Source organism: Nitrospirillum goiasense (genome assembly GCF_034427435.1).
Lineage (GTDB): Bacteria > Pseudomonadota > Alphaproteobacteria > Azospirillales > Azospirillaceae > Nitrospirillum.
This window is the reverse complement of the sequence record NZ_JAXQNP010000004.1, coordinates 78,903-105,507: the sequence shown is the minus strand read 5'-3', so window position 1 is coordinate 105,507 and position 26,605 is coordinate 78,903. Positions and strand designations below refer to the sequence as shown.

Sequence of the window (26,605 nt, the reverse complement as noted above, 5' to 3'; positions counted from 1 at the left end):
TCCTTAAAAGGACGGCCCCATGCGCGCGCCCTTCACCCTGGCCATCGCCCCCCTGGTCATCGCCCCCCTGGCCATCACCCCCCTGGCCATCACCCTGGCCTGCGCGGCGGTATCCGCCCCGGCCATGGCCGCGGAGACCGCCGTCCACGGCGATGCCCCCCTGACCGTGGCGCTGACCACCATCGTGGACCAGCGGCCGATCGCCGCCACCATCGAAGGCACGAAAACCGTCCCGGCCCGGGTTCGGAGCGGCGGCACGGTGACAAGCCTTCCGGTCCGGGAAGGGGACACGGTCACCGCGGGCCAGGTGCTGGCCGTCCTGAAGGACGCCAAGCTGCTGGCACAGAAGACCGGCGCCGACGCGCGGGTGGAGGAGGCCAAGGCCCGGCTGGCGCAGGCCCGCCAGGATGTCGCGCGCAACCAGCCGCTGGTCGGCCAAGGGGTCACCAGCCAAGCCCAGCTCGAAGCCCTGCAGACGGCGGCCTCCGCCGCGGCCGAGGCCCTGCGCGCGGCGGAGGCCGAACGGGGGGTGCTGACCCAGCGTGTGACCGAAACCCAAGTGCTGGCCCCCACGGCAGGCCGCATCGTCCAGGTCACGGTCGCCACGGGGACGGAGATGATGGCCGGGGAGGCGCTGGCCCAGGTCGCCACCGAGCCGGCGGTCATCCGCCTGCGCCTACCCCAAAGCGCCGGCATACCCCTGAAGGCCGGGGACGTGGTTCGCGTGGACGATATCGCCACCACCGGCCCGCTCACCGCGACCGTCAGCCTGGTCTATCCCCGGGTCGAGGACGGGGCCGTGGTGATCGACGCCGCCGCCCCCGGCCTGGCGAACGCCCTCATCGGCGGGCGGGTGCGGGCCTGGGTGCCGGACGGACACCGCCAAGGCATCCTGCTTCCCACCGACTATCTCATCACCCGCTTCGGCGTGGATTACGCCCGCCTGCGCGACGCCGGCGGCCATGTCAGCGACGTGCCGGTGCAGCGCGGCACGCCCCATCCCGGAGCGGCGGGCCAGCCCGCGCTGGTCGAGGTGCTGTCCGGCCTGCATGCCGGCGACGTGGTGGTGAAGCCATGACGGGGGACGCCATTCCACTGGGCCTTTCCGGGCGCCTGACCCGGGCGACCCTGCATTCGCCGCTGACACCCCTGTTCCTTCTGGCGGCGCTGGCGGTCGGCCTGCTGGCGCTGCTGACCATCCCCCGGGAGGAGGAGCCGCAAATTAGCGTGCCCATGGTGGACGTCATCGTGGACGCCGATGGCCTGCGCGCCCAGGACGCGGCGGAACATCTGACCCTGCCGCTGGAAGCCATCGTCAAGGGCATCAACGGCGTTGAGCACGTCTACAGCCAGACGCGCGACGACCAGGTCATGGTCACCGCCCGCTTCAAGGTCGGCACCAGCGAGGACGACGCCGTGCTGCGGGTGCATGAGCGCATCCGCGGCAACTATGACCGCCTGCCGATGGGCACGCCCGAGCCGCTGATCGTGAAGCACGGCATCAACGACGTGGCCATCGTCACCCTGACCCTGACGCCCAAGCCGGATCAGGCCAGCCGCTGGAACGACGCGGCGCTGTATGACCTGGCGGAGAAGGTGCGCCTGGAACTGGTGAAGGTGGATGACATCGGCCTGACCTATCTGGCCGGCGGCGCGCCGGGACAAGTCCGGGTGGAGCCGGACCTGGACCGGCTGGCGCAGAACCATGTCACCCTGGAGGAGCTGGCGGCCCGCCTGCGCGCCGCCAACGGCAGCGGCCTGGCGGGGGCCGTGCGCGACGCGGGCGTGCAGCGCGACGTCGTGGCGGGGCGCAGCCTGGTGGGCATCCCCGACATCGGCCAACTGCTGCTGACCACCCGCGACGGCCATCCCGTCTATGTCCGCGACGTCGCCCGCGTGGTGGTGGGCCCAGCGGATGCGGAGCATCGCGTCTGGGACCTGTCGCGGGCGGCTGGCCCCAATGGTGCCCCGGATGGCGCCCCAGATGGCGCCTGGCAGCGGACCCCGGCCGTCACCGTAGCCCTGGCCAAGCGCGCCGGCGCCAACGCCGTGGTGGTGTCCCAGGCCATCCTGCAGCGGGTGGAACAGCTCAAGGGCAGCCTGATCCCCGAGGGCGTGACCGTCCGCGTCACCCGCGACTATGGCGAGACGGCCAACGAAAAGGCCAACGAGCTGCTGCTGCACCTGGGCATCGCCACCGTGTCCATCGTCGTGCTGATCCGCCTGGCCATCGGCTGGCGCGAGGCGGTGGTGACGCTGGTCGTCATTCCCGTGACCATCCTGCTGACCCTCTTCGCGGCGGAATTGATGGGCTACACCATCAACCGCGTCAGCCTGTTCGCCCTGATCTTCGCCATCGGCATCCTGGTGGACGACGCCATCGTAGTGGTGGAGAACATCGCCCGCCACTGGGCCATGGGCGACGGCCGCGACCGGGTGCGGGCCACCATCGACGCGGTGGCGGAGGTGGGCAACCCCACCATCGTCGCCACCCTGACCGTGGTGACGGCCCTGTTGCCCATGCTGTTCGTGTCCGGTCTCATGGGCCCCTATATGGCGCCCATTCCGGCCAACGCCTCCGCCGCCATGGTGTTTTCCTTCTTCGTCGCCATGGTCATCGCCCCCTGGCTGATGCTGCGCCTGGCGCGCTGGCGCCGGGGCAAGGGGGACGACAACCTTGCCCATGGCGATCACGCCGATGGCGGGAAACTAGGCCGGATGTATCTGCGCCTGGCTGCCCCCGTGGTCGCCAACCGGCGGCGGGCCGGCTTCTTCCTGGCCGCCGTGGGCGTGGCCACCGTGCTGGCGTGTGGCCTGTTCGCCACCAAGGGCGTGACCGTCAAGCTGCTGCCCTTCGACAACAAGTCGGAGCTGGACGTGGTGCTGGACCTGCCCCGGGGCGCCACGCTGGAGGATACGGAGCGCAGTCTGCAGGCCATCGCCGCCGTGGCGGGCGGCCTGCCGGAGGTGCGGTCGCAGCAGATCTACGCCGGCACGGCGGCGCCGTTCAACTTCAACGGCCTGGTGCGCCACTATTACCTGCGCCAGGCGCCCGAGCTGGGCGAGCTGCAGGTGAACCTGGCGCCCAAGGGCGACCGGTCGCGCAGCAGCCACGCCATCGCCCTGGACCTGCGGCGGCGGCTGGCGGGCGTGGCCCTGCCGGCCGGCGCCGTCGCCAAGGTGGTGGAGGTGCCGCCCGGGCCGCCGGTCATGGCCACGCTGCTGGCGGAAATCTATGGCCCCGATGCCGCCACCCGGCGGGCGGTGGCGGAAAAGGTGAAGGGCCTGTTCGCCCAGGTGCCCTACATCGTCGACATCGACAATTCCTATGGCAAGCCCCAGCCGCGCCTGCACGTCGTCATCGACCGCGACAGGCTGGACTATTACGGTGTCGATGAGGCGGGCGTGCGCGACAGCCTGCGCCACCTGCTGGGCGGCATGCCCATGGGCTATGTCCGCCGGGGGGATGAACGGCGGCCCCAGGAACTGGTGGTCGCCCTGCCCAAGGCCGACCGGGCCTGGACGGCCCGGCTGCTGGCCACGCCGGTCGCGGCCACCCGGCATGCGGGTGCGGCGGGCGTGGTGGCGCTGGACCAGGTGATCCATGTGGAAAGCGAGGCGGGGTCGCCCGCCCTGTACCGCCGCGATGGCCATTACGCGGACATGGTCACGGCGGAACTGGCCGGGGCGTTCGAGGCGCCCATCTACGGCATCTTCGCCGTGGACGACGCCATCCGCGCCGCCGACTGGGGCGCCCTGCCCCCGCCCACCATCGCCTTCCACGGCCAGCCGACCGACGAGTCCAAGCCCACCCTGCTGTGGGATGGGGAGTGGGAGATCACCTACGTCACCTTCCGTGACATGGGGGCCGCCTTCGGCGTGGCCATCCTGGGCATCTACATCCTGGTGGTGGCGCAGTTCGGCAGCTTCCGCCTCCCCTTGGTCATCCTGACGCCCATCCCCCTGACCCTGATCGGCATCGTGCTGGGGCATTGGCTGTTCGGCGCGCCCTTTACCGCCACCTCGATGATCGGCTTCATCGCGCTGGCCGGCATCATCGTGCGCAATTCCATCCTGCTGGTGGATTTCATCCGCCACGGATCGGCGCAGGCGGCGGAGACGGGCCGGCCTCTGCGGGCTATCCTGCTGCAGGCGGGGGCGGTACGGTTCAAGCCCATCCTGCTGACGGCGCTGTCCGCCATGATCGGCGCCCTGACCATCCTGCTGGACCCCATCTTCCAAGGGCTGGCGATATCCCTGCTGTTCGGCCTCGCCTCCTCCACCCTGCTGACGGTGTTGGTCATCCCCGCCATTTACGTGGTCCTGCGCGACGCGGACAAGGCGCCCGTCCCGAAGCCGACCGCATAAGCGGGGGCCTGTCACTATCGTGGACGGAAAGCCTGGATGATGGCGGGGTCGGTATCGATGCGGCCGGCGCCGATCAAATCCAGGCAGTAGGGCACGGCGGCGAAGACGGCCATCAGGCAGACATCGATGGCCGCCGGCTTGCCGGGAAGGTTGATGATCAGGGTGCGCCTGCGGGTGCCGGCCGTCTGGCGTGACAGGATGGCGGTGGGCACGTCGCGCAGGCTGGCCAGGCGCATGGCTTCGCCAAAGCCGGGCAGTTCCTTGTCCATCACCTGGCGCATGGCCTCGGGCGTCAGGTCGCGGGGGGACGGGCCGGTTCCGCCGGTGGTCAGCACCAGGTCCGTCCCCCGGTCGCACAGGTCGATCAGCGTGTCCCGCACGCTGTCCTGCCCATCGGGAATGACGCGGCGCACGGGCGTCCACGGCGTGGTCACGGCGCGGCGCAGCCAATCCTCGACGGCGGGCCCGCCCCGGTCGACATAGTCCCCCGGCTGGCGCGATCCGATATCGTCAGGATGCCGATGTGAACCAACTCATCCTCCATACTAATCACCCGCCGCCAAATCACCCGCCCAGGGCCGACATGGCGCGGGCCAGGGCGGGGCGGCCGCCCGGGCCGATGTGGAAATCATGGCCGCGAGGTTTGGCGGCCAGGCCGGCGGCGATGGCGGCGTGCAGCGCCGCGTCGCCCTCGGACCCGCGCAGCGGCGCCCGCAAATCCACCCGGTCCTCCTGCCCTAGGCAGGTGTAGAGGACCCCGGTGGCGCTGACCCGCACCCGGTTGCAGCTTTCGCAGAAGGAATGGCTGAGCGGGGTGATGAAGCCGATACGGCCCCCGGTTTCGGCCACGCGGACATAGCGGGCGGGGCCGCCCGTGCGCTCCGCCGTGTCCGTCAGGGTCCACCGCGTCCCGATCTCGCGCCGCAGCTGGTCCAGGGGCAGGTACTGATCGGTGCGGTCCACGCCCACGTCGCCCAGGGGCATGGTTTCGATCAGGGTCAGGTCCATGCCCTGACCATGGGCAAAGGCGATCAGATCGTGGATTTCCTCGCCGGTGGTCCCCCGCAGCGCCACGGCGTTCAGCTTCACCCGCAGGCCGGCCTCCAACGCCGCGCGCAGGCCGTCCATGACCGTTCCCAACTGCCCGCCGCGCGTCAGGGCGCGGTAGCGGGCCGGGTCCAGCGTGTCCAGCGAGACATTGATCCGGCGGACCCCGGCCCGCGCCAGCGCGTCGGCATGGCGGGCCAATTGCGTGCCGTTGGTGGTCAGGGTCAGCTCCCGCAAGGTGCCATCGCGCAGGTGCCGCGACAGCCCCGCCACCAGGTCCATCACCCCCCGGCGCACCAGCGGCTCGCCCCCCGTCAGGCGCAGCTTGGTCACGCCCAGGGTGACGAAGGCGGCGGCCAAGCGGTCCAATTCCTCCAGCGACAGCAGCTCCGCCCGGGGCACGAAGGCCGTGTCCTCCGCCATGCAATAGACACAGCGAAGGTCGCAGCGGTCCGTCACCGACAGGCGCAAATAGCTGACACGCCGGCCGAAGGTATCGACCAGGGCGCAAGGGCCGGTCATGCCTCTCCCACTCATGCCTGCCCCACTCATGCCTCACCTTCTGGCAGCATCTTCGTCAGGATGGCGCGCACCGCCGCCAGGCCGGGGTCCTCAGCCCGGCTCATGATGCCAATGAGCTGGGTCCACAGGTCGTCGGACGCGGTGTCCAGGAAATGGCGCACGCAGAGGGACAGCACCGCCGCCGGGGGCTGGCCGCTGGCCGACGCCCAGGCGTCCACCCGCCCGGACAGGGCCGCGTCGTCCAGGGCGCGCAGCACGCCGTCGGCCACCGCCGGATCGTCCAGGGACGCGATCAAATTGCCGAACATGACCGTCCCCTTTCACTGCACCAGGGGCGTGGCCGCCCCGTCCAGCGCGATGCCCTGGATGGTCGCCCGGCCCACCAGCAGCGCCAGGTATTGCGCCGTCGCCTGGCGCCGCACATGGTCGGTCAGATACCGGGCGATGGTGTCCCGCACCGCCTCGAAGGGAAGCTGCCGGCCGGGAATCTTGCGGTTCAGGCGGATGAGGTGGACGCCATAGCGGGTTTCCACCGGCGGGGAGATGGCCCCCTCATCCAATACCGCCAGCGCCGCCTCGAAGTCCGGCGTCGTGTCCCCCGGCCCGATCTGGCCCAGGCTGCCCCCGACGGTGGCGGACGGGCAGCCGGAGAAGTCCCGCGCCAAGGCCGCGAACCGGCCCGGCTCGGTCGCCAGGAGGGCGGCCAGCGCCGCCGCCTTGTCCCGCGCGGCGGCGAAGGCGGCATCGTCATCCCGCCGCGCCGCGATCAGGATATGGTCCGCCTCATACAGGGCCGGCGTCATGAAGCGCTGGGTGTTGTTGCCGTAGAAGCGGCGCAGGCTGGCCTCGTCCGCCTCGGGCACCGCCACCTCCCGCTCCACCAGCGCCCGCAGCAGGGCGTCCTCCTCCGTCTCCACCCGGCCGTCGGCATCGGCTTGGGGCCGCGCCGTGATCGCCAGGCGCCGGGCCTCCTGCATCAGCAGTTCGCGCAACACCAGGCCACGGGCGGCGGCCTGCCACGCCTGGGCAGGGTTGTCCGCCGGAAAGTGCTGCACCTCCTCCGCGATGGCCTGGCGGGGGATGACCACGCCGTTGACCGTGATGGGCGGTGGGGCGGCCTTCATCCGCTGCATCAGGATATCGAGGGAGACCTTGGCGTCCGCCGGTGCGGCGGCGGGCGCCTCATGGGGATGGGAATGCGTGTCCATGGGCCGTCACTCCCCCGCCGGTCGGATCGCGGCGCCCGACCGGGGCGCCACCGGCCCGCGTGGCTGGGTCCAACGTGGCTGGGCGAAGCGCGAGCGCACGACCTGATAGCCGGGACGCGCCAGATACCAGATGGGCGCGCTCCACACATGGACCAGGCGGGTGAAGGGGAAGACCAGGAACAGGGTCATGCCCAGCAGCAGGTGCGCCTTGAAAATGGGATGCACGTCGGCCACATGGGCGGCGGCGCCCGGCCGTAGCGTCACGATGCCCTGGGCCCAGTCCATGAACTTCACCATCTCGTGCCCGTCCATATGCCCCAGGGAAACGAAGATGGTGCTGAGCCCCAGGGTCAGTTGCGCCCACAGCAGCAGCAGGATGGCGGTGTCGCCGAAGCTGGAGGTGGCGCGGATACGGGGATCGAACAGCCGGCGATGGGCCAGCAGCGCGATGCCGACGAAGCAGGCCACGCCGGCGATGCCGCCCACGGTGATGGCCAGACCCTGCTTGAAGCCATGGCCGATGCCCAGCGTGTCAAAGACCTGGATGGGGGTCAGCAGGCCGCCGGTATGCCCCAGGAAGATGGTCAGGATGCCGATGTGGAACAGATTGGACCCCAGCCGCAATTGCCGGCGCCGCAGCAACTGGGACGATCCCGTCTTCCAGGTGTACTGCTCGCGGTCATAACGGATCAGGCTGCCCAGCAGGAACACCGTCAGGCAGAGATAGGGATACCAGCCGAACAGGATGCCGTTGATGGTCTCGGACATCGTCGCCTCCATTTCTCAAGAGTGGGCGCTGTGGCGGGCGTCGCGGCGCTCGGCCCGCAGGCGGGTGCGCAGGCGGTCGACGGAACACCCGTCACCCGGCGTGCCGGGGCCGAAGGTGACGGCCGCCTCCTCCCACTCGGCATCCAGGGCGGCCAGATCATTCGCCTCATGGTCGTCGGTATCGGCGCCCTCCCGCTCGGCGCCCACCGCCTCGGTCAAGGCCAGCAGCAGAGTGAACAGCGGCGCGTAGAGGGAGCCGCGCTTGGCCAGCCGTTCCTCCAGCGTCGCCAGAATGGCCGCGGTCTCGCCCAGCAGGGCCCGCGCCTCCGCCTCCGGCCGTGTGGACAGGAACTCCAGGAACAGGGGCAGGTAGTCGGGCAGTTCGTTCACCGCCAGCGACAGGCCGGCGTTCTCGTAATGGGCGGCCAAGTCGACCATGGCCTGGCCCCGGTCGCGGCTTTCGCCGTGCACATGCTCGAACAGGTGCAGCGACAGGCGGCGGCTGCGGTCGAACAGGTCGACATAGCTTTCCTGCAGATCATACAGGTCCCGACCGGCCAGATCGTCCAGCAGCGGCCGCAGCAAGCCATCGGCCGCGTGGCCTTGGGCGATGATCAGGTTTCCGATTTCCGGCAACACGGCGATCAGCGCAGGCGTGGGATAGGTCAGCAGCGCCGACAGCGCCTTGAGGGTTGGGGTGGTGCCAATGGGTAGGGTGGTGGCCATCACGCGATCTCCATGGGATTCCGCGCCTTCTTCACGCGCGACGTGGCGAACAGGTTGGTGTCCGTGCTGCCGCCCGAGCAGCCGTTGCCGAAGGAGAAGCCACAGCCGCCGCGCAGGTCCTGCGTGTCCTGGCTCCATTCCCGGTGCGCGGTGGGGATGACGAAGCGGTCCTCGTAATTGGCGATGGCCATGATCTGGTACATGTCCTCGATGGCCGCGCCCGTCAGGCCCACCTTGGCGGCGATGGCCTCGTCCAGGCGGCCGTCCACCGTCTTGGCCCGCATGTAGCCGCGCATGGCCAGCATACGCTCCAGCGCCAGGGCCACCGGCTCCTCCGCCCCGGCGGTCAACAGGTTCGCCAGGTATTTCAGCGGGATGCGCAGGGAACGGACGTCGGGCATGTCGCCGTCCAGCCCCATCTTGCCGGCGGCGGCGGCCGACTGGATGGGCGACAGCGGTGGGACGTACCAGACCATGGGCAGGGTCCGGTATTCCGGGTGCAGCGGGAAGGCCACCTTCCATTCCATGGCCATCTTCCAGATGGGGGAATGGCGCGCCGCCTCGATCCAGCTCTCGGGCACACCGTCGGCGCGGGCCTGGGCGATCACCGCCGGGTCCTTGGGGTCCAGGAACAGGTCCAACTGCGCCTGGTACAGGTCCTTTTCATCCGGCACGCTGGCCGCCGCCTCGATCCGGTCGGCGTCGTAGAGCAGGACGCCCAGATAGCGGATACGGCCGACGCAGGTTTCGGAACAGACGGTGGGCTGCCCCGCCTCGATACGGGGGAAGCAGAAGATGCACTTCTCCGATTTGCCGGAAGACCAGTTGTAATAGATCTTCTTGTAGGGGCAGCCCGAGACGCACATGCGCCAGCCCCGGCACTTGTCCTGGTCGATCAGGACGATGCCGTCCTCCTCGCGCTTGTAGATGGCGCCGGACGGGCAGACGGAAACGCAGGCCGGGTTCAGGCAGTGCTCGCACAGGCGCGGCAGGTACATCATGAAGGTGTTTTCGAACTGGCCGTAGATCTCCTTCTGCACGCCGTCGAAATTCACGTCCCGCGACCGCTTCTCGAACTCCCCGCCCAGGATTTCCTCCCAGTTGGGGCCCCACTCCACCTTTTCCATGCGCTGGCCGGTGATGGCGGAACGCGGGCGGGCGGTGGGGAATGCCTGGGATTCCCCAGCGGTCTGCAGGTGTTCGTGATCGACGGTGTAGGGCTCGTAGAAGTCGTCGATCTCGGGCAGGTCGGGGTTGGCGAAGATGTTGGCCAGGATGCGCCACTTGGCGCCCATGCGCGGCTCGATCCGGCCATCGCGCCGCCGGCGCCAGCCGCCGTTCCAGCGCTTCTGGTTCTCCCACTCCTTTGGATAGCCGATGCCGGGCTTGGTCTCCACGTTGTTGAACCAGGCGTATTCGACGCCTTCGCGGCTGGTCCACACGTTCTTGCAGGTGACGGAACAGGTGTGGCAGCCGATGCACTTGTCGAGGTTCAGCACCATCGCGATCTGGGCGCGGATCTTCATTCTGCGGCCTCCTTCGGGCCCGTGGCCAACAGGGGTTGTTCCAGCCAATCGACCTTGGCCATCTTGCGGACGACGATGAACTCGTCACGGTTGGCACCCACGGTGCCGTAGTAGTTGAAGCCGTAGGCCTGGTGGGCGTAGCCACCGATCATGTGGGTGGGCTTCGGCACGGTGCGGGTGACGGAATTGTGGATGCCGCCCCGGTTGCCGGTCAGTTCCGACCCCGGCGTGTTCACGATCTTTTCCTGCGCGTGGTACATCAGCATCATGCCGGGCTTGATGCGTTGCGACACCACGGCCCGGGCCGTCAGGGCGCCGTTGGCGTTGAACACCTCCACCCAGTCGTTGTCGACGATGCCGCCGGCCTTGGCGTCATCCTCGGAGATCCACACCACCGGGCCGCCGCGGTTCAGCGTCAGCATCAGCAGGTTGTCGCTGTAGGTGGAGTGGATGCCCCACTTCTGGTGCGGCGTCAGGAAGTTCAGGACCAGTTCCTTGTGCCCGTTGGGGCGCAGGCCCTTCACGGCGGGGATGGTCTTGAGGTCCACCGGCGGCTTCCAGGTGACGAAGCCCTCACCGAAGGCCCGCATCCACAGATGATCCTGGTACAGCTGCTGGCGGCCGGTCAGGGTGCGCCAGGGGATCAGCTCATGGACGTTGGTGTAGCCGGCGTTGTAGCAGACCTTCTCGCTCTCGATGCCCGACCAGGTGGGGGAGGAGATGATCTTGCGCGGCTGGGCCTGGATGTCCCGGTAGCGGATCTTCTCATCCTCCTTGGGCAGGGCCAGGTGGGCATGCTCGCGGCCCGTGGCCTTGGACAGCGCCTCCCACGCCTTCACCGCCACCTCGCCATTGGTTTCCGGCGCTAGCATCAGGATGGTTTCGGCGGCGTCGATGTCGCTGTCGATGCGGGGCTGGCCCTTGGCCGGCCCCTCGGCATGCACGCCGTTCAGCGCGCCCAGGGCCTCCACCTCATGCGCCGTCTTCCAGGTGATTCCCTTGCCCCCGTTGCCCGACTGGGTCAGCAGCGGGCCCAGGGCGGTGAAGCGGGCGTACAGGTTGGGATAGTCGCGGGTCACCACGCTGACCGACGGCATGGTGCGGCCGGGAATGGGGTCGACCTCACCCTTGGCCCAGTCCTTGACGTCCAACGGCTGGGCCAGTTCGGCCGGGGTGTCGTGCAGGATGGGCGTCAGCACCACGTCCTGCTCCACGCCCAGCACCTCCGGCGCCACGCGGGAGAAGGTCTTGGCCAGGCCCTTGTAGATCTCCCAATCCGACCGCGCCTCCCACGCCGGGTCCACCGCGGCGGACAGCGGATGGATGAAGGGGTGCATGTCGGAGGTGTTGAGGTCGTTCTTCTCGTACCAGGTGGCCGTGGGCAGCACGATGTCGGAATAGACGCAAGTGGTGGACATGCGGAAGTCCAGCGTCACCAGCAGGTCCAGCTTGCCTTGCGGGGCCTGGTCCCGCCACACGACGTCGCGGTTGCGCACCGCGCCCTCGGCGCCCAAATCCTTGCCCATGACGCCATGGGTGGTGCCCAGGAGGTGCTTCAGGAAGTATTCGTGCCCCTTGCCGGAAGAGCCCAGCAGGTTGGACCGCCAGACGAACATGTTGCGCGGCCAGTTGTCCGGGTGGTCCGGGTCATGGCAGGACAATTCCAGCTCGCCCGACTTCAGGCCGCGCGCCACATAGTCCTTGGCCTCCAGCCCCGCCGCCTCGGCACGGGCGGCCAGGTCCAGGGGATTCTGCCGCAACTGCGGCGCGGAGGGCAGCCAGCCCATGCGCTCCGCCCGGGCGTTGTAGTCGATGAAGCTGTGGCCCCACTCCCCCTCCGGGGCGGTGGGCGACAGGATCTCCGCCGCCGTCAGCGTCTCATACCGCCACTGATCGGTATGGGCGTAGAAGAAGGAGGTGGAGTTCATGTGCCGCGGCGGGCGGCTCCAGTCCAGGCCGAAGGCCAGGGGCTGCCAGCCGGTCTGCGGCCGCAGCTTCTCCTGCCCGACATAGTGCGACCAGCCGCCACCCGACTGGCCGATGGCCCCACAGAAGACCAGCAGGTTGATGACCCCGCGATAGGCCATGTCCATGTGGTACCAGTGGTTGATGCCGGCGCCGATGATGATCATGGACCGGCCGTTGGTCTTTTCCGCGTTGGTGGCGAATTCGCGGGCAACGGTGATGATGGCGTTGCGCGGCACGCCGGTGACCCGCTCCGCCCAGGCGGGGGTGAAGGGCACGTCATCATCGTAGCTGCTGGCCACGTTGCCGCCGCCGAACCCGCGATCCAGGCCGTAGTTGGCCATCATCAGGTCATGGACGGTGGCGACCTTGACCTGGCTACCGTCGGCCATGGCCAGGGTGCGGCACGGCACGGCGCGGGTCAGGATCTCATCATGCTCCGTCGCCACGAAATGCTCGGTGGCACGGCCGCCGAAATAGGGGAAGTCGACCGGGGCGACCTCTTCCGACCCCACCAGGGCCGACCCCGCCAGTGTCAGGGCCAGGCGGACGTCGCGGCCCTGCCCGTCCTTTTCCTCCAGGTTCCACTTGCCGGCCTCGCCCCAGCGATAGCCGGCAGAGCCCAGGGGCGCCACCAGTTCCCCGGTCGCCTCATTGATGGCCACCGTCTTCCAGTCGGGATTGTTGTCCTGGCCCAGGCCGCCCGGCAGGTCGGAGGCGCGCAGCAGGCGTTCCGGCACCAGGCGCCCCTCCCGCTGCACCAGCCGCACCAGGAAGGGCATGTCGGTGTAACGCCGGGTGTAGTCGTCGAAATACGGGACCGTGCGGTCCAGATGGTATTCGCGCAGGATGACGTGGCCCATGGCCATGGCCAGCGCCGCGTCCGTGCCCTGCTTGGGGTTCAGCCAGATGTCGGCGAACTTGGTGGCCTCGGCGTAGTCGGGGCTGACGACCGCGCTCTTGGTGCCCTTGTAGCGGACCTCGGTATAGAAATGGGCGTCGGGCGTGCGCGTCTGCGGCACGTTGGACCCCCAGACGATGATGAAGCCGGCGTTGTACCAGTCGGCGGATTCCGGCACGTCCGTCTGTTCGCCCCAGGTCTGCGGGCTGGCCGGCGGCAGGTCGCAATACCAGTCGTAGAACGACATGCAGACGCCGCCCAGCAGGGATAGATAGCGCGACCCCGCCGCGTAGGACACCATGGACATGGCCGGGATGGGGGAGAAGCCCACCACCCGGTCCGGCCCATGGGCACGCACCGTGTGGGCGTTGGCGGCGGCGATGATCTCGTTCACCTCATCCCAGGTGGCGCGGACGAAGCCGCCGTGTCCCCGGATGGATGTGTAGGACTTGCGCTTGGCCTCGTCCCCGACGATGGACGCCCAGGCGGCCACCGGCGGCAGGGTGGCACGGGCCTGCCGCCACAGCTTCAGCAGCCGGCCGCGCACCATGGGGTACTTCACCCGCGCGCCGGAATAGAGATACCAGCTGTAGGAGGCGCCCCGGGCGCAGCCGCGCGGTTCATGGTTGGGCAGGTCGGGCCGCGTGCGCGGATAGTCCGTCTGCTGCGTCTCCCAAGTCACGATGCCGCCCTTGACGTAGATTTTCCACGAGCACGAGCCCGTGCAGTTCACGCCATGGGTGGAGCGCACGATCTTGTCGTGCTGCCAGCGCTTGCGGTAGCCGTCCTCCCAGGAGCGGTCTTCATCGGTCACGATGCCGTGGCCGTTGGAAAACTGGTCGACGCTGCGCCGGAAGAAGGTCAGCCGGTCGAGAAAATGAGACATTTGTCCCGTCCTTTTTTATTCGGCCGCGGCCGGATGGATGGGCGCGCCGCGCCGGGCGCGCTCAATGTCGTGCAACAGGCCGCCCTTGCGGGTGTAGACGGCCCAGGTGAGGACCACGCAGGTCACGTAGAAGCCGAAGAAAGCCCACAGCGCCGCCTGCGGCCCGCCCGTCAGCGCGATGGCGGTGCCGTAGCTCTTGGGGATGAAGAAGGCGCCGAAGGCGGCGATGGCCGAGGTGAAGCCGGTAATGGCGGCGGCCTCGGTCGCGGCGTGGCGCGCCCGCGTCGCGGCATCCGCCTCCGGCATCAGCCGGGCCATCTCGCTGCCCATGATCGCCGGGATCATCTGGAAGGTGGAGGCGTTGCCCACGCCGGTGGCGAAGAACAGCAGCAGGAAGGAGAGGAAGAAGCCCGTGAAGGCGTGGGGCTGGTCCTTGGCGCCGATGAACCACAGCACCCCGCACACCCCCGCCATCATCAGCAGGAAGGCGCCGACGGTCACCCGGCCGCCGCCGTAGCGGTCCGCCAGCCAACCGGTGCCGGAGCGGGACAGCGCCCCCACCAGCGGGCCCAGGAAGGCGAACTGCAGGGCGTTGACGTCCGGGAACAGGGTCTTGGCCAGCAGGGGGAAGCCCGCGGAATAGCCGATGAAGGACCCGAAGGTGCCGGTGTAGAGCCAGCACATGATCCAGTTGTGCCGGCGACGGAAGATGACCGCCTGGTCGGCGAAGGACGCTTTGGCCGAGGCGATGTCGTTCATGCCGAACCAGGCGGCGAAGGCCGACAGGGCGATGAAGGGCACGAAGACGAAGCCGGCGTTCTGCATCCACAGCGGCGTGGGACCGGCCGGCCCCGTCACCAGGGCCGGGTCGCCGCCCACCCAGCCGAAGATGCCGGCGGTGATGACCAGCGGCACGACGAACTGCACGACGCTGACGCCCAAGTTGCCCAGGCCGGCGTTCAGGGCCAGCGCGTTGCCCTTCTCCGCCTTGGGGAAGAAGAAGGAGATGTTGGCCATGGAGGAGGCGAAGTTGCCGCCGCCGAAGCCGCAGAACAGCGCCAGGATCAGGAACACGGCGTAGGGCGTGTCGGGGCTTTGCACGGCGTAGCCGATGCCCAGCGCCGGGATCATGAGCGACCAGGTGGCCAGCGTCGTCCACAGCCGGCCGCCGAAGATGGGAACCATGAAGGAATAGAAGATGCGCAGCGTGGCGCCCGACAGGCCGGGCAGCGCCGCCAGCCAAAAAAGCTGGTCCGTGGTGAAGCGGAAGCCGACCAGGGGCAGCTTGGCCACCACCACCGACCACACCTGCCAAATGGCGAAGGACAGCAGCAGCGCCGGGATGGAGAGCCACAGGTTGCGCCGGGCGATGCGCCGGCCCTTGGCCGCCCAGAAGTCCGCATCCTCCGGCCGCCAATCGGTCAGGACGGCCCCCTCCTTCTTGGGCGCCCGCACCGGCGCCGGCATGCCCTGCATCTCCGGGAAGGGCGGCAGCGCGTCCAGCACCGGGCCGGCGGCCATCTGCTCCATGCGGCGGACGGACAGGTGCATCCACAGCAGCGCCCCGCCCACCAGCAGGAACAGCGCCATGAAGCAACTGGTCCACAAGCCGGTGAGGTCCAGCAGGGTGCCGAACAGGATGGGCAGGACGAAGCCGCCCAGGCCGCCGATCATGCCCACCAGGCCGCCCACCGCCCCCACATGCTGGGGATAGTAGACGGGGATGTGCTTGTAGACCGCGGCCTTGCCCAGGGCCATGAAGAAGCCCAGGACGAAGACGGTGACCGTGAAGGGGATGAGGCCCATTTCCATATGGAAGGCGACGGTGCCCCGGGCACCGTGCACGACATAGTCGGTGGGCGGGTAGGACAGGATGAAAGTGGCCAGGATGGACACCAGGAAGGTCCAGTACAGGACGCGCCGGGCGCCGTAGGTGTCGGACAGGTGGCCGCCATAGGCGCGGAACAGGCTGGCGGGGATGGAGAAGGCGGCGGCGATCATGCCGGCGGCGCGGATATCCACCCCGTAAACCTTGATCAGGTACTGGGGCAGCCACAGGGCCAGGGCCACGAAGGCGCCGAAGACGAAGAAGTAATAGAGGGCGAAGCGCCACACCTGGACGTTCTTCAGCGGCTCCAGCTCCAGCCAGGCGGCGGGGGCCGCGCGGCCCTCCCGCCGGCGGGCGACCAGGACGGGATCGTCCTTGGTGGTGAACCAGAACACCACGGCCATGAGCACCAGGGCGGCGGCCCAGACCTGGGCGACCATCTGCCAGCCGTAGGCGACCAGCACGAACGGCGCCAGGAACTTGGTCACGGCGGCGCCCACGTTGCCGGCGCCGAAGATGCCCAGGGCGGTGCCCTGCCGCTCCGGCGGGAACCACCGCGAGACATAGGCGACGCCCGCAGCGAAGGAGCCGCCGGCGATGCCCACGCCCAGCGCCGCCACCAGCATCTGGGGATAGGTGTGGGCGTAGGACAGCAGGAAGGTGGCGACGGCGGCCGACACCATGGTGCCCACCAGCACCGGACGGCCGCCATATCGATCCGTCCAGATGCCGAGGGCGATGCGGATCAGGGAGCCAGTGAGGATGGGCGTGCCGACCAGCAGGCCGAACTGGGTTTCGGACAGCCCCAGTTCCTGCCGGACACGGATGCCGATGATGGAGAAAATGGTCCAGACAGCGAAGCAGACAGTGAAGGCGAGCGTGCTCATGACCAGCGAAACGCGCCGGTCGGCGGCGGCTGCATCGGGATGGGCAGACATCATGGGACCCCGGCCGTTGGAAGGCGCAATAGTAGGCGCCGACCAAACGCTATGGATTTGCCGGGGAACTAACCTTGATTTGAATCAACGAGTATTGGATGAACGGCGCAAAACACGGTCAATTTAAAAGTAAAAGACCAGACATAGGCAAATTTTGATTATCATATTGACTTTATTTATTTTAACGTTTGACAAATATCAAGAACGAAGTATGGTGAGAAATGGGAAGCAAGGGGGACGTGCCGTGAGACCCGATGACGCCAGCGAAATTAGGGCCCTGCCCCTGTTCCGCGACATTCGTGAGGAGACCTTCGCGGATTTGGTGACCGCCGGCTTCCTGCAGCGCTTCCCCTCCGGCGTCACGCTGATCCAGGAACGGGAGAGGGCTGACTTCCTCCACATCGTCACCGACGGCCTGGTGGAAATGTATGCCGGGACGGAGGGGGAGGAGACGACGCTGGACCTGGTGCAGCCCTTGGGCACCTTCATCCTGGCGGCGGTGCTGAAGGACCAGGTCTATCTTCAATCCGCCCGCACCATCGAGAAGTCGCGCATCGTCATGATCCCGGCGGAAAAGGTGCGCCAGGCCATGACCCAGGACGCCGCCTTCATGACGGCCATCGTCATGGAACTGGCCGGTGGGTATCGCCAGGCGATCCGCGATCTGAAAAACCTGAAGCTGCGCACGGGAACCGAACGGTTGGCGAATTGGATGCTGGGGCAGGCGGGCGAGGGGAACCGGGTTCCCCTGCCCTGCGAGAAGCGGGTGCTGGCCTCGCGCCTGGGCATGACACCGGAAAACCTGTCACGCGGCTTCGCCACGCTGCGCGCCCATGGCGTGGTCGTCTCCGGCAGCGATATCGAGATCACGCACCGTGACGCCCTGATCCGCTATGCGCGGCCCGATCCGTTGATCGACCAGAGGGAGGCCGATACGCGGTTCCCACCCGCCCCCGGTCCTGCAATGGCCAAAGCCTGAAGGCGCAGTGGGCGCGATAGCGGACTTGGTCATTGAGGACATGCTCCCCTGGGGACATGCGCATTGACAGGCACCGCCCCGCTTTCATATCAGGGACCTTATGCAACCGCATCGCCGCCACCGCGCCAGAGGATTTCCACCGCAGGGGCGCCAGCCCCGGCGCTGGTTCTGGCTGTTGGCGCTGGCCCTGCTGCTGCGCGGCTTGATCCCGGCCGGCTACATGCCCAATCCCCACGCCGGGGAGCCGGGCGCGACGGCGGTCATCCTGTGCGACAGCGTGCATGACGCCCTGTCGGTGATGACCGACGCCCAGATGGCCGACCCGGCCATGACCAAGACGATGATGGCCGACCCGGCCATGGCCCAGGCGATGCTGGCCAATCCCGGCATGCATCATCATGGGGACCATGCCGGCCACGGCATGGACGCGCCCTGCGTGTTCGCGGCGGTCGCGGCCCTGGCGGTGGGCCTGCTGGCGGTCATCCTGGTCCTGCCTACCCAGCCCCGCGCTCTCGGTTGGGCATTCGCCCTGTCGGCACCCTGGCCGCGCCCGCGGCCGCCGGGCACGCGGCTGGCCCGCGGGCCGCCCCTCGTCCTCTCCTGACCTGACCCGATCGCTCCCGGCCCCCGTTTGGGCCGGCCTTATCGTCATCGCTCGTGTTCCGGCGCGCCTGATCGCGGCCGTGAACACGTCTTGGCCGCCTTTTGGGACGCCCCCTTTGGGACAGCCCTAGGGGCGGCCGCAGGAGAGTCATCCCGTGCTCCGTTCCCCATCCCGGACCGGCGGCGCCATCGCGCTGCCGGCCGCTCTCGCCCTATCCATGGCCGCAATCGCCCCCGCCGTGGCCCAAACCGTCCAAAGCGCCGAGGCAGCACCAGCATCCAAAGCCGAACGACGGGCGGCCCTGCAACGGCAGTTGGACCAGGTCCAGGCCGCATTGGCGGCCCTGGATGCCGAAGACGCGGCGGCGGCGCCCGCCGCCAACCCAGTCATGGCCCGACCGTCGCCCCAGCATGAGGTGCTGGTGACCGCTGAGCGGGCCGCGCGGCGCGTCGGCGACCAACCCACCCTCCAGCCCATGGGCCAGACCATGGGCACGGTGGGCCGCGACCAGTTCAAGAACAGCCCGGCCTTCTCCGTCGCCGACATCCTGTCCCTGACGCCGGGCGTCACCATGCTGCAGGGCAACGGCCCGCGCGACGTGTCGGTTTCCGTCCGGGGATCGAACGAGCGGCAGACCTTCGGCATCCGCAATGTCCAGGTGTTCGAGGACGGCTTCCCCGTCACCCAGCCGGACGGCCTGTCCCGCACCGACCTGACCGACCCGCACGCCTATGCCGGGATCGACGTCATCAAGGGCCCCTCTTCCGCCCTGTACGGCAACTACGCCACCGGCGGCGCCATCAATTTCCGCACGCGGAGCGGCGCCGACATCGACGGGGCCGAGGCGGGAACGGACATCGGCGATCACGGCTATGTCAACGCCTACGCCACCGTCGGCGCGCAATACGACACCATCGACTACAGCCTGTTCGGCAGCCATGTGCGCGGCAATGGCACCACCGCCCACAGCTCCTTCAACACCACGACGGAAAACCTTCTAGCCACATTCGACGTCAGCCCCAACGACCGCATCACGGTGAAGCTGGTCAACAACGACCTGGACACCAACCTGTCCCTGCGGCTGTCGCTGAACCAGTTCAACCAGAACCCCTATCAGACCGGATGCGCCGCCCTGGCGGCGGCCGGCTGCGCCGGGGTCAGCGTCTATGCCAACGGCGTCAACGGCGCCAAGCTGACCCTGAGCCCCGACCAGGCGGGCCTGGGACGGCATGACCGCCGCACCATCGCCGGCGCGCGGTGGGAGCATGACATCGACACCGACACCGTCTGGCGCACCCAGTTCGTTTTCGACAACCGGGACTATAACCAGCCGACCAGCGCCACCAGCGCCCGGGGCACCATCCCGTCCTTCAACCTGATGAGCGACGTCACGGCCCACGCCCAGGTGCTGGGCCTTGAGGCCACCCACTTCGCCGGCCTGTCCTTCAATTATGAGGACCTGAACTCCTACAGCTACAACCTGGCGCCGCCCACGGCGGCTGGCGGCGGCGGCGCCCTGGGAGCCCTGACGCAGACCATCTTCGGCCACCACTACAATCTGGGCGCCCACCTGCGGGAGGAGGTGGCGCTGGCGCCGCAGTGGACCGTGGTGGCGGGCGTCGGCGGCGATTACACCGACATCGACGCCCTGCAGACCGCCTACGCCTACCCCTCGGGCGGCAATGTCACCACCACGCTGATCCGGGCCAAGCGCACCTTCTTCAACGTGGCGCCGGAGGCGTCGCTGGTCTATCGGCCCGACAGCGATTGGCGGCTGCATGCGCGCGTCGCCACCGGCTATGGCACGCCCCAGTCCGGCAACCTGTTCGTGACCCAGCAGGGGACCTTCGGCAACAACACCCAGTTGAAGCCGCAGTCCAACGTCGGCGTCGACCTGGGCGCCGAGTGGACGCCGGCGCCATCCCTGAAAGCCGCCGTCACCGGCTTCTATGAGTTTTTCTCCAACGAATTGGTGTCGCAATCCGCTGGCGCCAACCTGCAGACCTTCACCTTCAACGCCCCCTCCTCCATCCATCGCGGCATCGAGGTGTCGGCTGAGTGGCAGCCCCTGCCCGACGCCCTGCCCGGCGCGCGGCTGTCGGCGGCCTATCTGCTGGATGACCAGTATTACGACGACTATGTCGAGGTGCTGAGCACCGGCGCGCGCTCCGCCGCCTTCAACCGCTCGGGCAACAAGATTCCGGGCGTCATGCCCTCATACCTCAACGCCCGCGTGGCCTATGACCAGCCCAGCGGCGCCTTGAAGGGCCTGGGCGGCTTCGTCGAGGTCAACCACCGCGCCGCCTTTTACCTGGACAACGCCAACCTGCTGAAGGCCCCCGGCTATGACCTGGTGAACGTGAACCTGCATTACGAACCGTCGGCCCCCGGCCTGGCGGGCCTGCGCCTGTATGTCGAGGTGCGCAACGTGTTCGATGAGACCTATGTCGCCTCCGCCTCAAACATCACCGACACCTTGAACGCGGCCGGCGGGCAGAACGGCGCCGGCACCCTGGCGGCCAGCACCGGCTCGATCTGGGCGGGGTCGCCCCGCACCGTGATCGGCGGCGTCCGCGTGAAATTCTGATCCACCCCGACCAGAGGCCCCGTGGGTGCAAACCCACGGGGGAAGACCCAAGATGAGCATCGAAGCCCTTTCCGACCAGGCGATGCCCGCCAGCCGTCGCCCCTGGCTGGACCTGCGGGCGGTGTGGCGCTGGCATTTCTACGCCGGGCTGTTCTGCATCCCCTTCATCGTCTGGCTGTCGCTGACCGGCGCGCTGTACCTGTTCAAGCCGCAGGTGGAGGCGCTGATCGACCGGCCCTATGACACCCTGACCATCACCGGCCCCTGGGCCAGCGCGGCCGACCAGGCGCGGGCGGGCGTGGCGGCGGTGCCGGGCGGGGTGCTGAACGCCTATGAGTTGCCCAAGGGCCCGGCCACTGCCACCCGTGTCATCGTCGGGCGGGGGACGGAGCAGTTCCGGGTCTATGTCCATCCCCAGACCCTGGCCATCCTGAAGGTGGTCAGTGAGGATGACCGCCTGATGCGCATCATCTTCCGCCTGCATGGCGAACTGATGATGGGGGACAAGGGATCCTTCGTGGTGGAGTTGGCGGCGTCCTGGGCCATCGTCATGATCCTGACCGGGCTTTACCTGTGGTGGCCCCGCCAGGCGGACGGCCTGGCCGGCGTGCTTTACCCCCGCCTGGGCCGGGGTGGGCGCACGTTCTGGCGGGACCTGCACGCCGTCGTCGGCCTGTGGGTGTCGTTCTTCGCCCTGTTCCTGCTGCTGAGCGGCCTGCCCTGGTCCAAGAACTGGGGCGCCTATTTCAAGGAAATCCGCCAGATCACCGGCACCGCCGTGGCCAAGCAGGACTGGACCACCGGCCGATCCGGCGAATTGGCGGAGCGTCTGGCCATGAATGGCGGGGCGGCCGCCGGTGACGAGCATGCCGGCCATCATGGCCACGCCCCGGCCGGCCCCAATCTCCAGGCGGATTACGCACCCCTGGACGCCCTGGCCGCTACGGTGGCGCCCCTGAACCTGGCGCCGCCGGTGCTGATTTCCCCGCCGCGCCAGCCGGGCGGGTATTGGACAGCGAAGTCGGACGCCCAGAACCGCCCCTTGCGCACCGACCTGACGCTGAGCCCCGACGGTCAGGTGCTGAAACGGGTGGATTTCAGCCAGCGGCATTGGGTGGACCGCATGGTGGGCATCGGCGTCGCGGCCCATGAGGGGCATCTGTTCGGCTGGCTGAACCAGGCCCTGGGCGTCTTCACCGCCCTTAGCCTGATCACCCTGGCCGTCAGCTCGGTGGTGCTGTGGCTGCGCCGGCGGCCGGCCCAGGCGCTGGGGGCGCCGCCCGCCACCCGCGCCTCGCGACAGCCGGCCCGCGCGCCGCTGATGTTCGCGGCCCTGCTGGTGGCGCTGGGCGTGTTCCTGCCCCTGTTGGGCGCCTCCCTCGTCGGGGTGCTGGTGGTGGAGCGTCTGGTGCTACGGCGCCTGCCGGCGGCGCGGGATTGGCTGGGGCTACCGGCCTGACGGGGCGCGGGGACCGGCCTGGGCGACGTCACCATCGCCCAGACCGGTCCTTCCCGGTTCAGGGCCGGATGGGATAGGGCTGAGGCCCCCCGAGCGAGCCGGGGTTGCCCTTGATCCGGTCCAGCAGGTTCCGCACCGCCGCGGTCAGTTGGGCGTCGGGTTCCCCCTTAAGGGCCGGTTGGTCGAAGTCGACCTCGATGTCCGGCGTCACCCCCTGCCCCTCGACGATCCATTCGCCATGGGGACCGGCCAGGGCGAACTGGGGCACGGTCACGCTTCCGCCGTCCAGCAGCGGCCCGGTATCGCCGCCGCCGATGACACCACCCCAGGTGCGTTCGCCGATCAAGGGCCCCCGGTGCGTCTGCTGGAAGGTCCAGGCCATGGTGTCGCCGTCCGACATGGTGTTCTCATTCACCAGCATGGCCATCTCACCCGTGAAGACCTGGGTGAAGTTGCCCCAGGGATAGGTCTGGGGGATCTGGAGCCCCCGTACGAACCCCCGGCTGTAGGCGGGGCGCAGCAACCGCTCCAGGATCATGCGCGACACGTTGCCCCCGCCATTGCCACGGATGTCGATGACGATGCCGTCCTTGCGCAACTGGCCATACCAGTCCTTCACAAACTCGGCCAACCCGGCGGGCCCCATGTCGGAAATATGGACGTAGCCGATCCGGCCGCCCGATAGGCGGTCGACCAGACGCATGGCGTCCAGCTTGCGCTCCTGCCGGATCAGGGCGGTCTCGCTGTGCAGGGTCTTGACCAGCACGCGCCGCTCCACGCTGCGGGAACGGCCGACCGCCACCTCCACCATCTGGTCCGCCTTGCCGGCCAGCGCCTGGTCGGGACCGAAGCTCGCGTCCAGCGGCCGCCCATCGATGGCCAGGATGTATTCCCCCACCCCGACGCGGCTTCCCACCTCGGTGAAGGGGGAACGGTATTGCGGGTCGGCGTTGTCGCCCTCGAACACCTTGGCCACGCGCCAGAGCCCCGCCGCCGGGTCGAAGGTGAAACGCGCGCCCAGCAGCCCGGTGCCGGGGCGGAACTGCATCCCTTCATCCCCGCCGCCGACATAGGCGTGGCTGATGTTCAGCTCACCGATCATCTCACCGATCAGGTAATTCAGGTCGGCGCGGTTGCCGACCGCCGGCAACAGGGCCCGGTAATGCGCGCCGATTGCCTTCCAATCGTGCCCCTGCATGGCCGGGTCGTAGAAGAAGTCGCGGTAGCGGCGCCAAACCTCATCGAAGATTTCCGCCCATTCCTCGCGGGGGTTGATGGTCACGACCAAACGGCCGAGGTCGAGGGGGGTCGGGCCGCCGGCGGCTCCCCCGCCCGGATCCAGGTGGGCGACCGCCAAGTAATTGTTGCCGCCCTGAAGCAGGGCTGTGGTTCGCGCCGCGTCCATGTCATACCCCCGGGGCGCATCGACCACGCGGATGGTCTTGCCCCCCTTGAAAGGCAGGCTGAACAGCGAGGCATGTCCGTCGCCGCCGGCGAAGGTCGGGTCATCGTGCAGGCGGAAGGCCAGCCTGTCGGCGGCGGCCGTCAGGTCCACGTAGTTATCCGGGCCGACGGGCGCCTGTATCAGGCGCTGCGCCAGGCCGTCATACTCCACGACGGCGCCTTTCTTCGCCCCCTTGCCATCGGCGGACGCCGCCGCCCCACCCTTGGCACCCTCCCCCGGATTGGGGGGCATGAACGGGTTCGGGACATCGTGCCGCAGCGCCAGCGCATAGATCCGCGTTTGGCGGTTACCGGCATAGTTCCATTCGCCTTCCGCCACCTGCAAGACCGGGTCGCGGACGGACAGGAACCAGAGATACCGCCCATCCGGTGACCAGGCGGGACTGAAGCAATCGTAAAGGGTATCGGTGACGACCTCGTTCCGGCCCGTCTCGACATCCCAGATGCGGATGGCGCGGAGGTTGCTGGGCTGCATCTCCGCATAGGTCAGGTAGCGCCCATCGGGCGACCATTCATAATCCCGCTGGAACCAGGCCCGCGTGGCGCCCACCGACCGGCGCGCGCCGGTGGCGACATCGACCGCGAACAAGCCGCCGTCCTTGTCCAAGACGGCGACGTGACGCCCATCGGGCGACCAGACGGGGCGGTAATAGCGGGTGTGGCTGTCGCGGGTGACGGCGCGCGCGCCGCCGCCATCGCTGGCCATGACCCACAGTTCCTCATCCCCGCCACGGTCGGACAGGAAAGCGAGGCTGTGGCCGTCAGGCGCCCAGGCGACGGCGCGTTCATGCACGCCGGAACTGTGGGTCAGGTTCACGGCGGCCCCTGGCCCCTCGACGGGCAGCAGGAAGATATCCCCCCGGGCGACGACCGCGACCCGGTGTCCATCCGGGGACAGGGCGCTGTCCTCCACCTGGCCGCCCACGCCGATCGTGCGCGGCATGCCCGCCGCGTCGCCGGCCGGAATGTCCAGGGTCAGGGTCTGCTCGGTATTCGCCGCCGCGCGATAGACATGGAGCGTGCCCTCATACTGGAAGACGATGTTACCATCCGCGTCCGCGCTGGCCCATTCCGCATCCCCGGCAGTGAAGTTGGTCAGTTTGCGGACGGTCCCGCCGTTGACGTCGGTCTGATACAGGTTCAGATGGCCGTCGCGGTCCGACAGGAAGAAGATGCCCCGGCGCGTCCACATCGGGTCGCGGTCGGTGCGGACGTTGTGGGTGATGTTCGTCAGGGATTTGGACGACAGGTCGGCGACGAACAGATCCTGCGCCCAACCGCCCTGATACCGCTTCCACGTCCGGAAATCGCGCGAGGTGGTGGAGAACAGCACCTTGCCCCCATCGGGGGAAAACACGCCCGCGCCAGCCCGCGCCATGGGCAGCGGCGCCACCTCCCCACCCGTCCGGGGAACGGTGTAAAGCCGCGCCTCCGTCACCGTAGGCACATCGCGAAGCGACCGGAAAAGGATGGCGGAACCATCCGGCCTCCATCCCGTCACCTGATTGTCGTAGCCCGACCGGGCCGGCAAAGGCCCCAGGGCGGGATAAAAGGTCAATTGGCGCGGAACGCCGCCTTTGGCGGGCATCACATAGACCTGCTCATCACCGCCATATTGGCCGGTGAAGGCGATCCATTGACCATCGGGGGAGAATTTAGGGAACAGCTTCAGGCCAGGCCCGCTGGTCAGCTGGCGCGGCGTCCCGCCAGCGGTGGTAGCCAGCCAGAGGTCGCCCGCGTAGGAGAAGACCACTTCATCGCCATGTATGTCCGGAAAGCGCATCAACGCCCGATCGGCCGCTTGAGCGCCGACGGGGGCGCCGACGGGCGCCAGCAGGACGATGCAGACCGCAACGATGGGACGCACCAGCCCCCCAATGGAAATCCCCAAAACTGCCTCCGTGCTTCATTGTTTATCGTTGTTCGATAGGACACCGGCACAATCAGGGCACGCTGTATCAGAGCACGCCGCCACCGCGCTGGCCGGTGGGGACAAAGCCCCAGACTGATGGTGGGATACATGGCACAAGGAACCTGCAGTCCGGGAAACCCAGGCTGAAGGTGCGTTTAGGCACGGACGCCCACTCATGCGGTGGATGGCCGGTGCGTTCCGCCTGTCGGTTTGCCTGAGAGTTTCCGGGGCGGTTGCTCCTTCGGCGCCAGTTCACGGATAACTCCGGTCGCCGGTCTCTCCCGCATCAGCGCCACCATTGAACGCCAGAGTCGCCATCGGGTGTCAAGCACCTTTTCCTAACAATTGGGTGGAATGGACCTGGAGGTGTGCCGGCAGCGCGAAGCAGGGGCAAAGGCAGAAAAGGACCGGAATCGCGACAGGAACGCACGAAAATAATTTCCGCACGAATGCAATTGACATTTCCTTTTTTGTGCCCGAACATCCGGACCGTCTTGTACGGGAGAGATCGGCTGACGGGCTTTGCCCCTGGTCGACGCCGAAGGAGCAACCGCCCCGGAAACTCTCAGGCAAAAGGACCGTACAAACACTCAAAATCTGGAAAGAGGTCGCCGGTTTCGGCTGACCCGCCGACGGAGTAAATCTCTCAGGCAAAAAGACAGATGGGGCGCCGGAGTGGGCGGGGAAATCCCGTCGAATATTAGGCGCGAAAAAAAATCAACCGCATTAGGTCCTGCTCTGTGAACGGGTGCGTCACAGCCCCGATAACCGTTGCTCTTTCGCATGTCCGGGCCCAACTCCCGGGCAATGCCGTGTCACGCCAATCGTGGAGTACGCACACCAACCGACTTTTGTAAAATCCAACACTATCAACGGCTAAGCTTACAGCGGGCGTTTGTCGGCGCCCCTGCGACGTC

16 protein-coding genes and 2 riboswitches are annotated in these 26,605 nt (G+C 68.3%); of the genes, 6 read left to right on the top strand and 10 right to left on the bottom strand.

The annotated features are described in order from the left end of the window. The first annotated feature begins 19 nt into the window (after positions 1 to 19). Both ULB03_RS22395 and ULB03_RS22390 read left to right on the top strand, forming a co-directional pair. A complete protein-coding gene (locus ULB03_RS22395) occupies positions 20 to 1,078 on the top strand; it encodes an efflux RND transporter periplasmic adaptor subunit (RefSeq protein ID WP_322485320.1) in 1,059 nt (352 codons plus the stop codon). Next, the gene (locus ULB03_RS22390; RefSeq protein ID WP_322485319.1) at positions 1,075 to 4,368 is read left to right on the top strand and encodes an efflux RND transporter permease subunit; all 3,294 of its coding nucleotides are present in this window, start codon (positions 1,075 to 1,077) and stop codon (positions 4,366 to 4,368) included. Before ULB03_RS22395 ends, ULB03_RS22390 begins: the two co-directional genes overlap by 4 nt. 14 nt (positions 4,369 to 4,382) lie before the next feature. Here ULB03_RS22390 and mog read toward each other — a convergent pair whose 3' ends face one another. The 9 genes from mog to ULB03_RS22345 all read right to left on the bottom strand — a co-directional run bounded on the left by mog (position 4,383) and on the right by ULB03_RS22345 (position 16,686). Then, entirely contained in the window at positions 4,383 to 4,802 is a 420-nt protein-coding gene (gene mog, locus ULB03_RS22385; RefSeq protein WP_416211178.1) for a molybdopterin adenylyltransferase, read from the bottom strand. A gap of 130 nt (positions 4,803 to 4,932) precedes the next feature. After that, a complete protein-coding gene (moaA, locus tag ULB03_RS22380) occupies positions 4,933 to 5,937 on the bottom strand; it encodes a GTP 3',8-cyclase MoaA (RefSeq protein WP_322485318.1) in 1,005 nt (334 codons plus the stop codon). A 26-nt stretch (positions 5,938 to 5,963) separates the two neighbouring features. Beyond that, positions 5,964 to 6,245, bottom strand: coding sequence for a hypothetical protein (locus tag ULB03_RS22375; RefSeq protein ID WP_322485317.1), 282 nt, complete (start codon positions 6,243 to 6,245; stop codon positions 5,964 to 5,966). 12 nt (positions 6,246 to 6,257) lie between these two features. Continuing rightward, a complete protein-coding gene (locus ULB03_RS22370; RefSeq protein WP_322485316.1) occupies positions 6,258 to 7,145 on the bottom strand; it encodes a peptidylprolyl isomerase in 888 nt (295 codons plus the stop codon). Positions 7,146 to 7,151: 6 nt separating this feature from the next. Beyond that, the gene (narI, locus tag ULB03_RS22365) at positions 7,152 to 7,913 is read right to left on the bottom strand and encodes a respiratory nitrate reductase subunit gamma (protein WP_322485315.1); all 762 of its coding nucleotides are present in this window, start codon (positions 7,911 to 7,913) and stop codon (positions 7,152 to 7,154) included. A 15-nt stretch (positions 7,914 to 7,928) separates the two neighbouring features. Continuing rightward, entirely contained in the window at positions 7,929 to 8,639 is a 711-nt protein-coding gene (narJ, locus tag ULB03_RS22360) for a nitrate reductase molybdenum cofactor assembly chaperone (protein WP_322485314.1), read from the bottom strand. Further along, complete coding sequence (gene narH / locus ULB03_RS22355; protein WP_322485313.1) at positions 8,639 to 10,165, bottom strand: nitrate reductase subunit beta; 1,527 nt, start codon at positions 10,163 to 10,165, stop codon at positions 8,639 to 8,641. Before narH ends, narJ begins: the two co-directional genes overlap by 1 nt. Continuing rightward, positions 10,162 to 13,917, bottom strand: a complete 3,756-nt coding sequence (locus ULB03_RS22350) for a nitrate reductase subunit alpha (protein WP_322485312.1) — start codon at positions 13,915 to 13,917, stop codon at positions 10,162 to 10,164. Before ULB03_RS22350 ends, narH begins: the two co-directional genes overlap by 4 nt. Positions 13,918 to 13,932: 15 nt before the next feature. Then, entirely contained in the window at positions 13,933 to 16,686 is a 2,754-nt protein-coding gene (locus ULB03_RS22345) for a nitrate/nitrite transporter (protein WP_322485311.1), read from the bottom strand. Positions 16,687 to 16,927: 241 nt separating this feature from the next. Here ULB03_RS22345 and ULB03_RS22340 point away from each other — a divergent pair, with 241 nt between their 5' ends. The 4 genes from ULB03_RS22340 to ULB03_RS22325 all read left to right on the top strand — a co-directional run bounded on the left by ULB03_RS22340 (position 16,928) and on the right by ULB03_RS22325 (position 22,312). Continuing rightward, positions 16,928 to 17,662 carry a cyclic nucleotide-binding domain-containing protein gene (locus ULB03_RS22340; RefSeq protein WP_322485310.1) on the top strand — a complete coding sequence of 245 codons (735 nt, stop codon included), beginning with the start codon at positions 16,928 to 16,930 and terminating at the stop codon, positions 17,660 to 17,662. Positions 17,663 to 17,762: 100 nt separating this feature from the next. Then, positions 17,763 to 18,266 (top strand): hypothetical protein, encoded by a 504-nt coding sequence (locus tag ULB03_RS22335; protein WP_322485309.1) that lies wholly within the window; start codon positions 17,763 to 17,765, stop codon positions 18,264 to 18,266. A 154-nt stretch (positions 18,267 to 18,420) separates the two neighbouring features. Further along, a complete protein-coding gene (locus ULB03_RS22330; protein WP_322485308.1) occupies positions 18,421 to 20,853 on the top strand; it encodes a TonB-dependent receptor family protein in 2,433 nt (810 codons plus the stop codon). Positions 20,854 to 20,905: 52 nt separating this feature from the next. Beyond that, positions 20,906 to 22,312 carry a PepSY-associated TM helix domain-containing protein gene (locus ULB03_RS22325; protein WP_322485307.1) on the top strand — a complete coding sequence of 469 codons (1,407 nt, stop codon included), beginning with the start codon at positions 20,906 to 20,908 and terminating at the stop codon, positions 22,310 to 22,312. Positions 22,313 to 22,370: 58 nt separating this feature from the next. On the opposite strand, the gene ULB03_RS22320 is transcribed toward ULB03_RS22325, so the two are convergent. Next, complete coding sequence (locus ULB03_RS22320; protein WP_322485306.1) at positions 22,371 to 25,643, bottom strand: S41 family peptidase; 3,273 nt, start codon at positions 25,641 to 25,643, stop codon at positions 22,371 to 22,373. Between the two features lie 237 nt (positions 25,644 to 25,880). Beyond that, a riboswitch (glycine riboswitch) is annotated at positions 25,881 to 25,982 on the bottom strand. Positions 25,983 to 26,177: 195 nt separating this feature from the next. Beyond that, positions 26,178 to 26,279, top strand: a riboswitch (glycine riboswitch). Positions 26,280 to 26,605 lie beyond the last annotated feature (326 nt).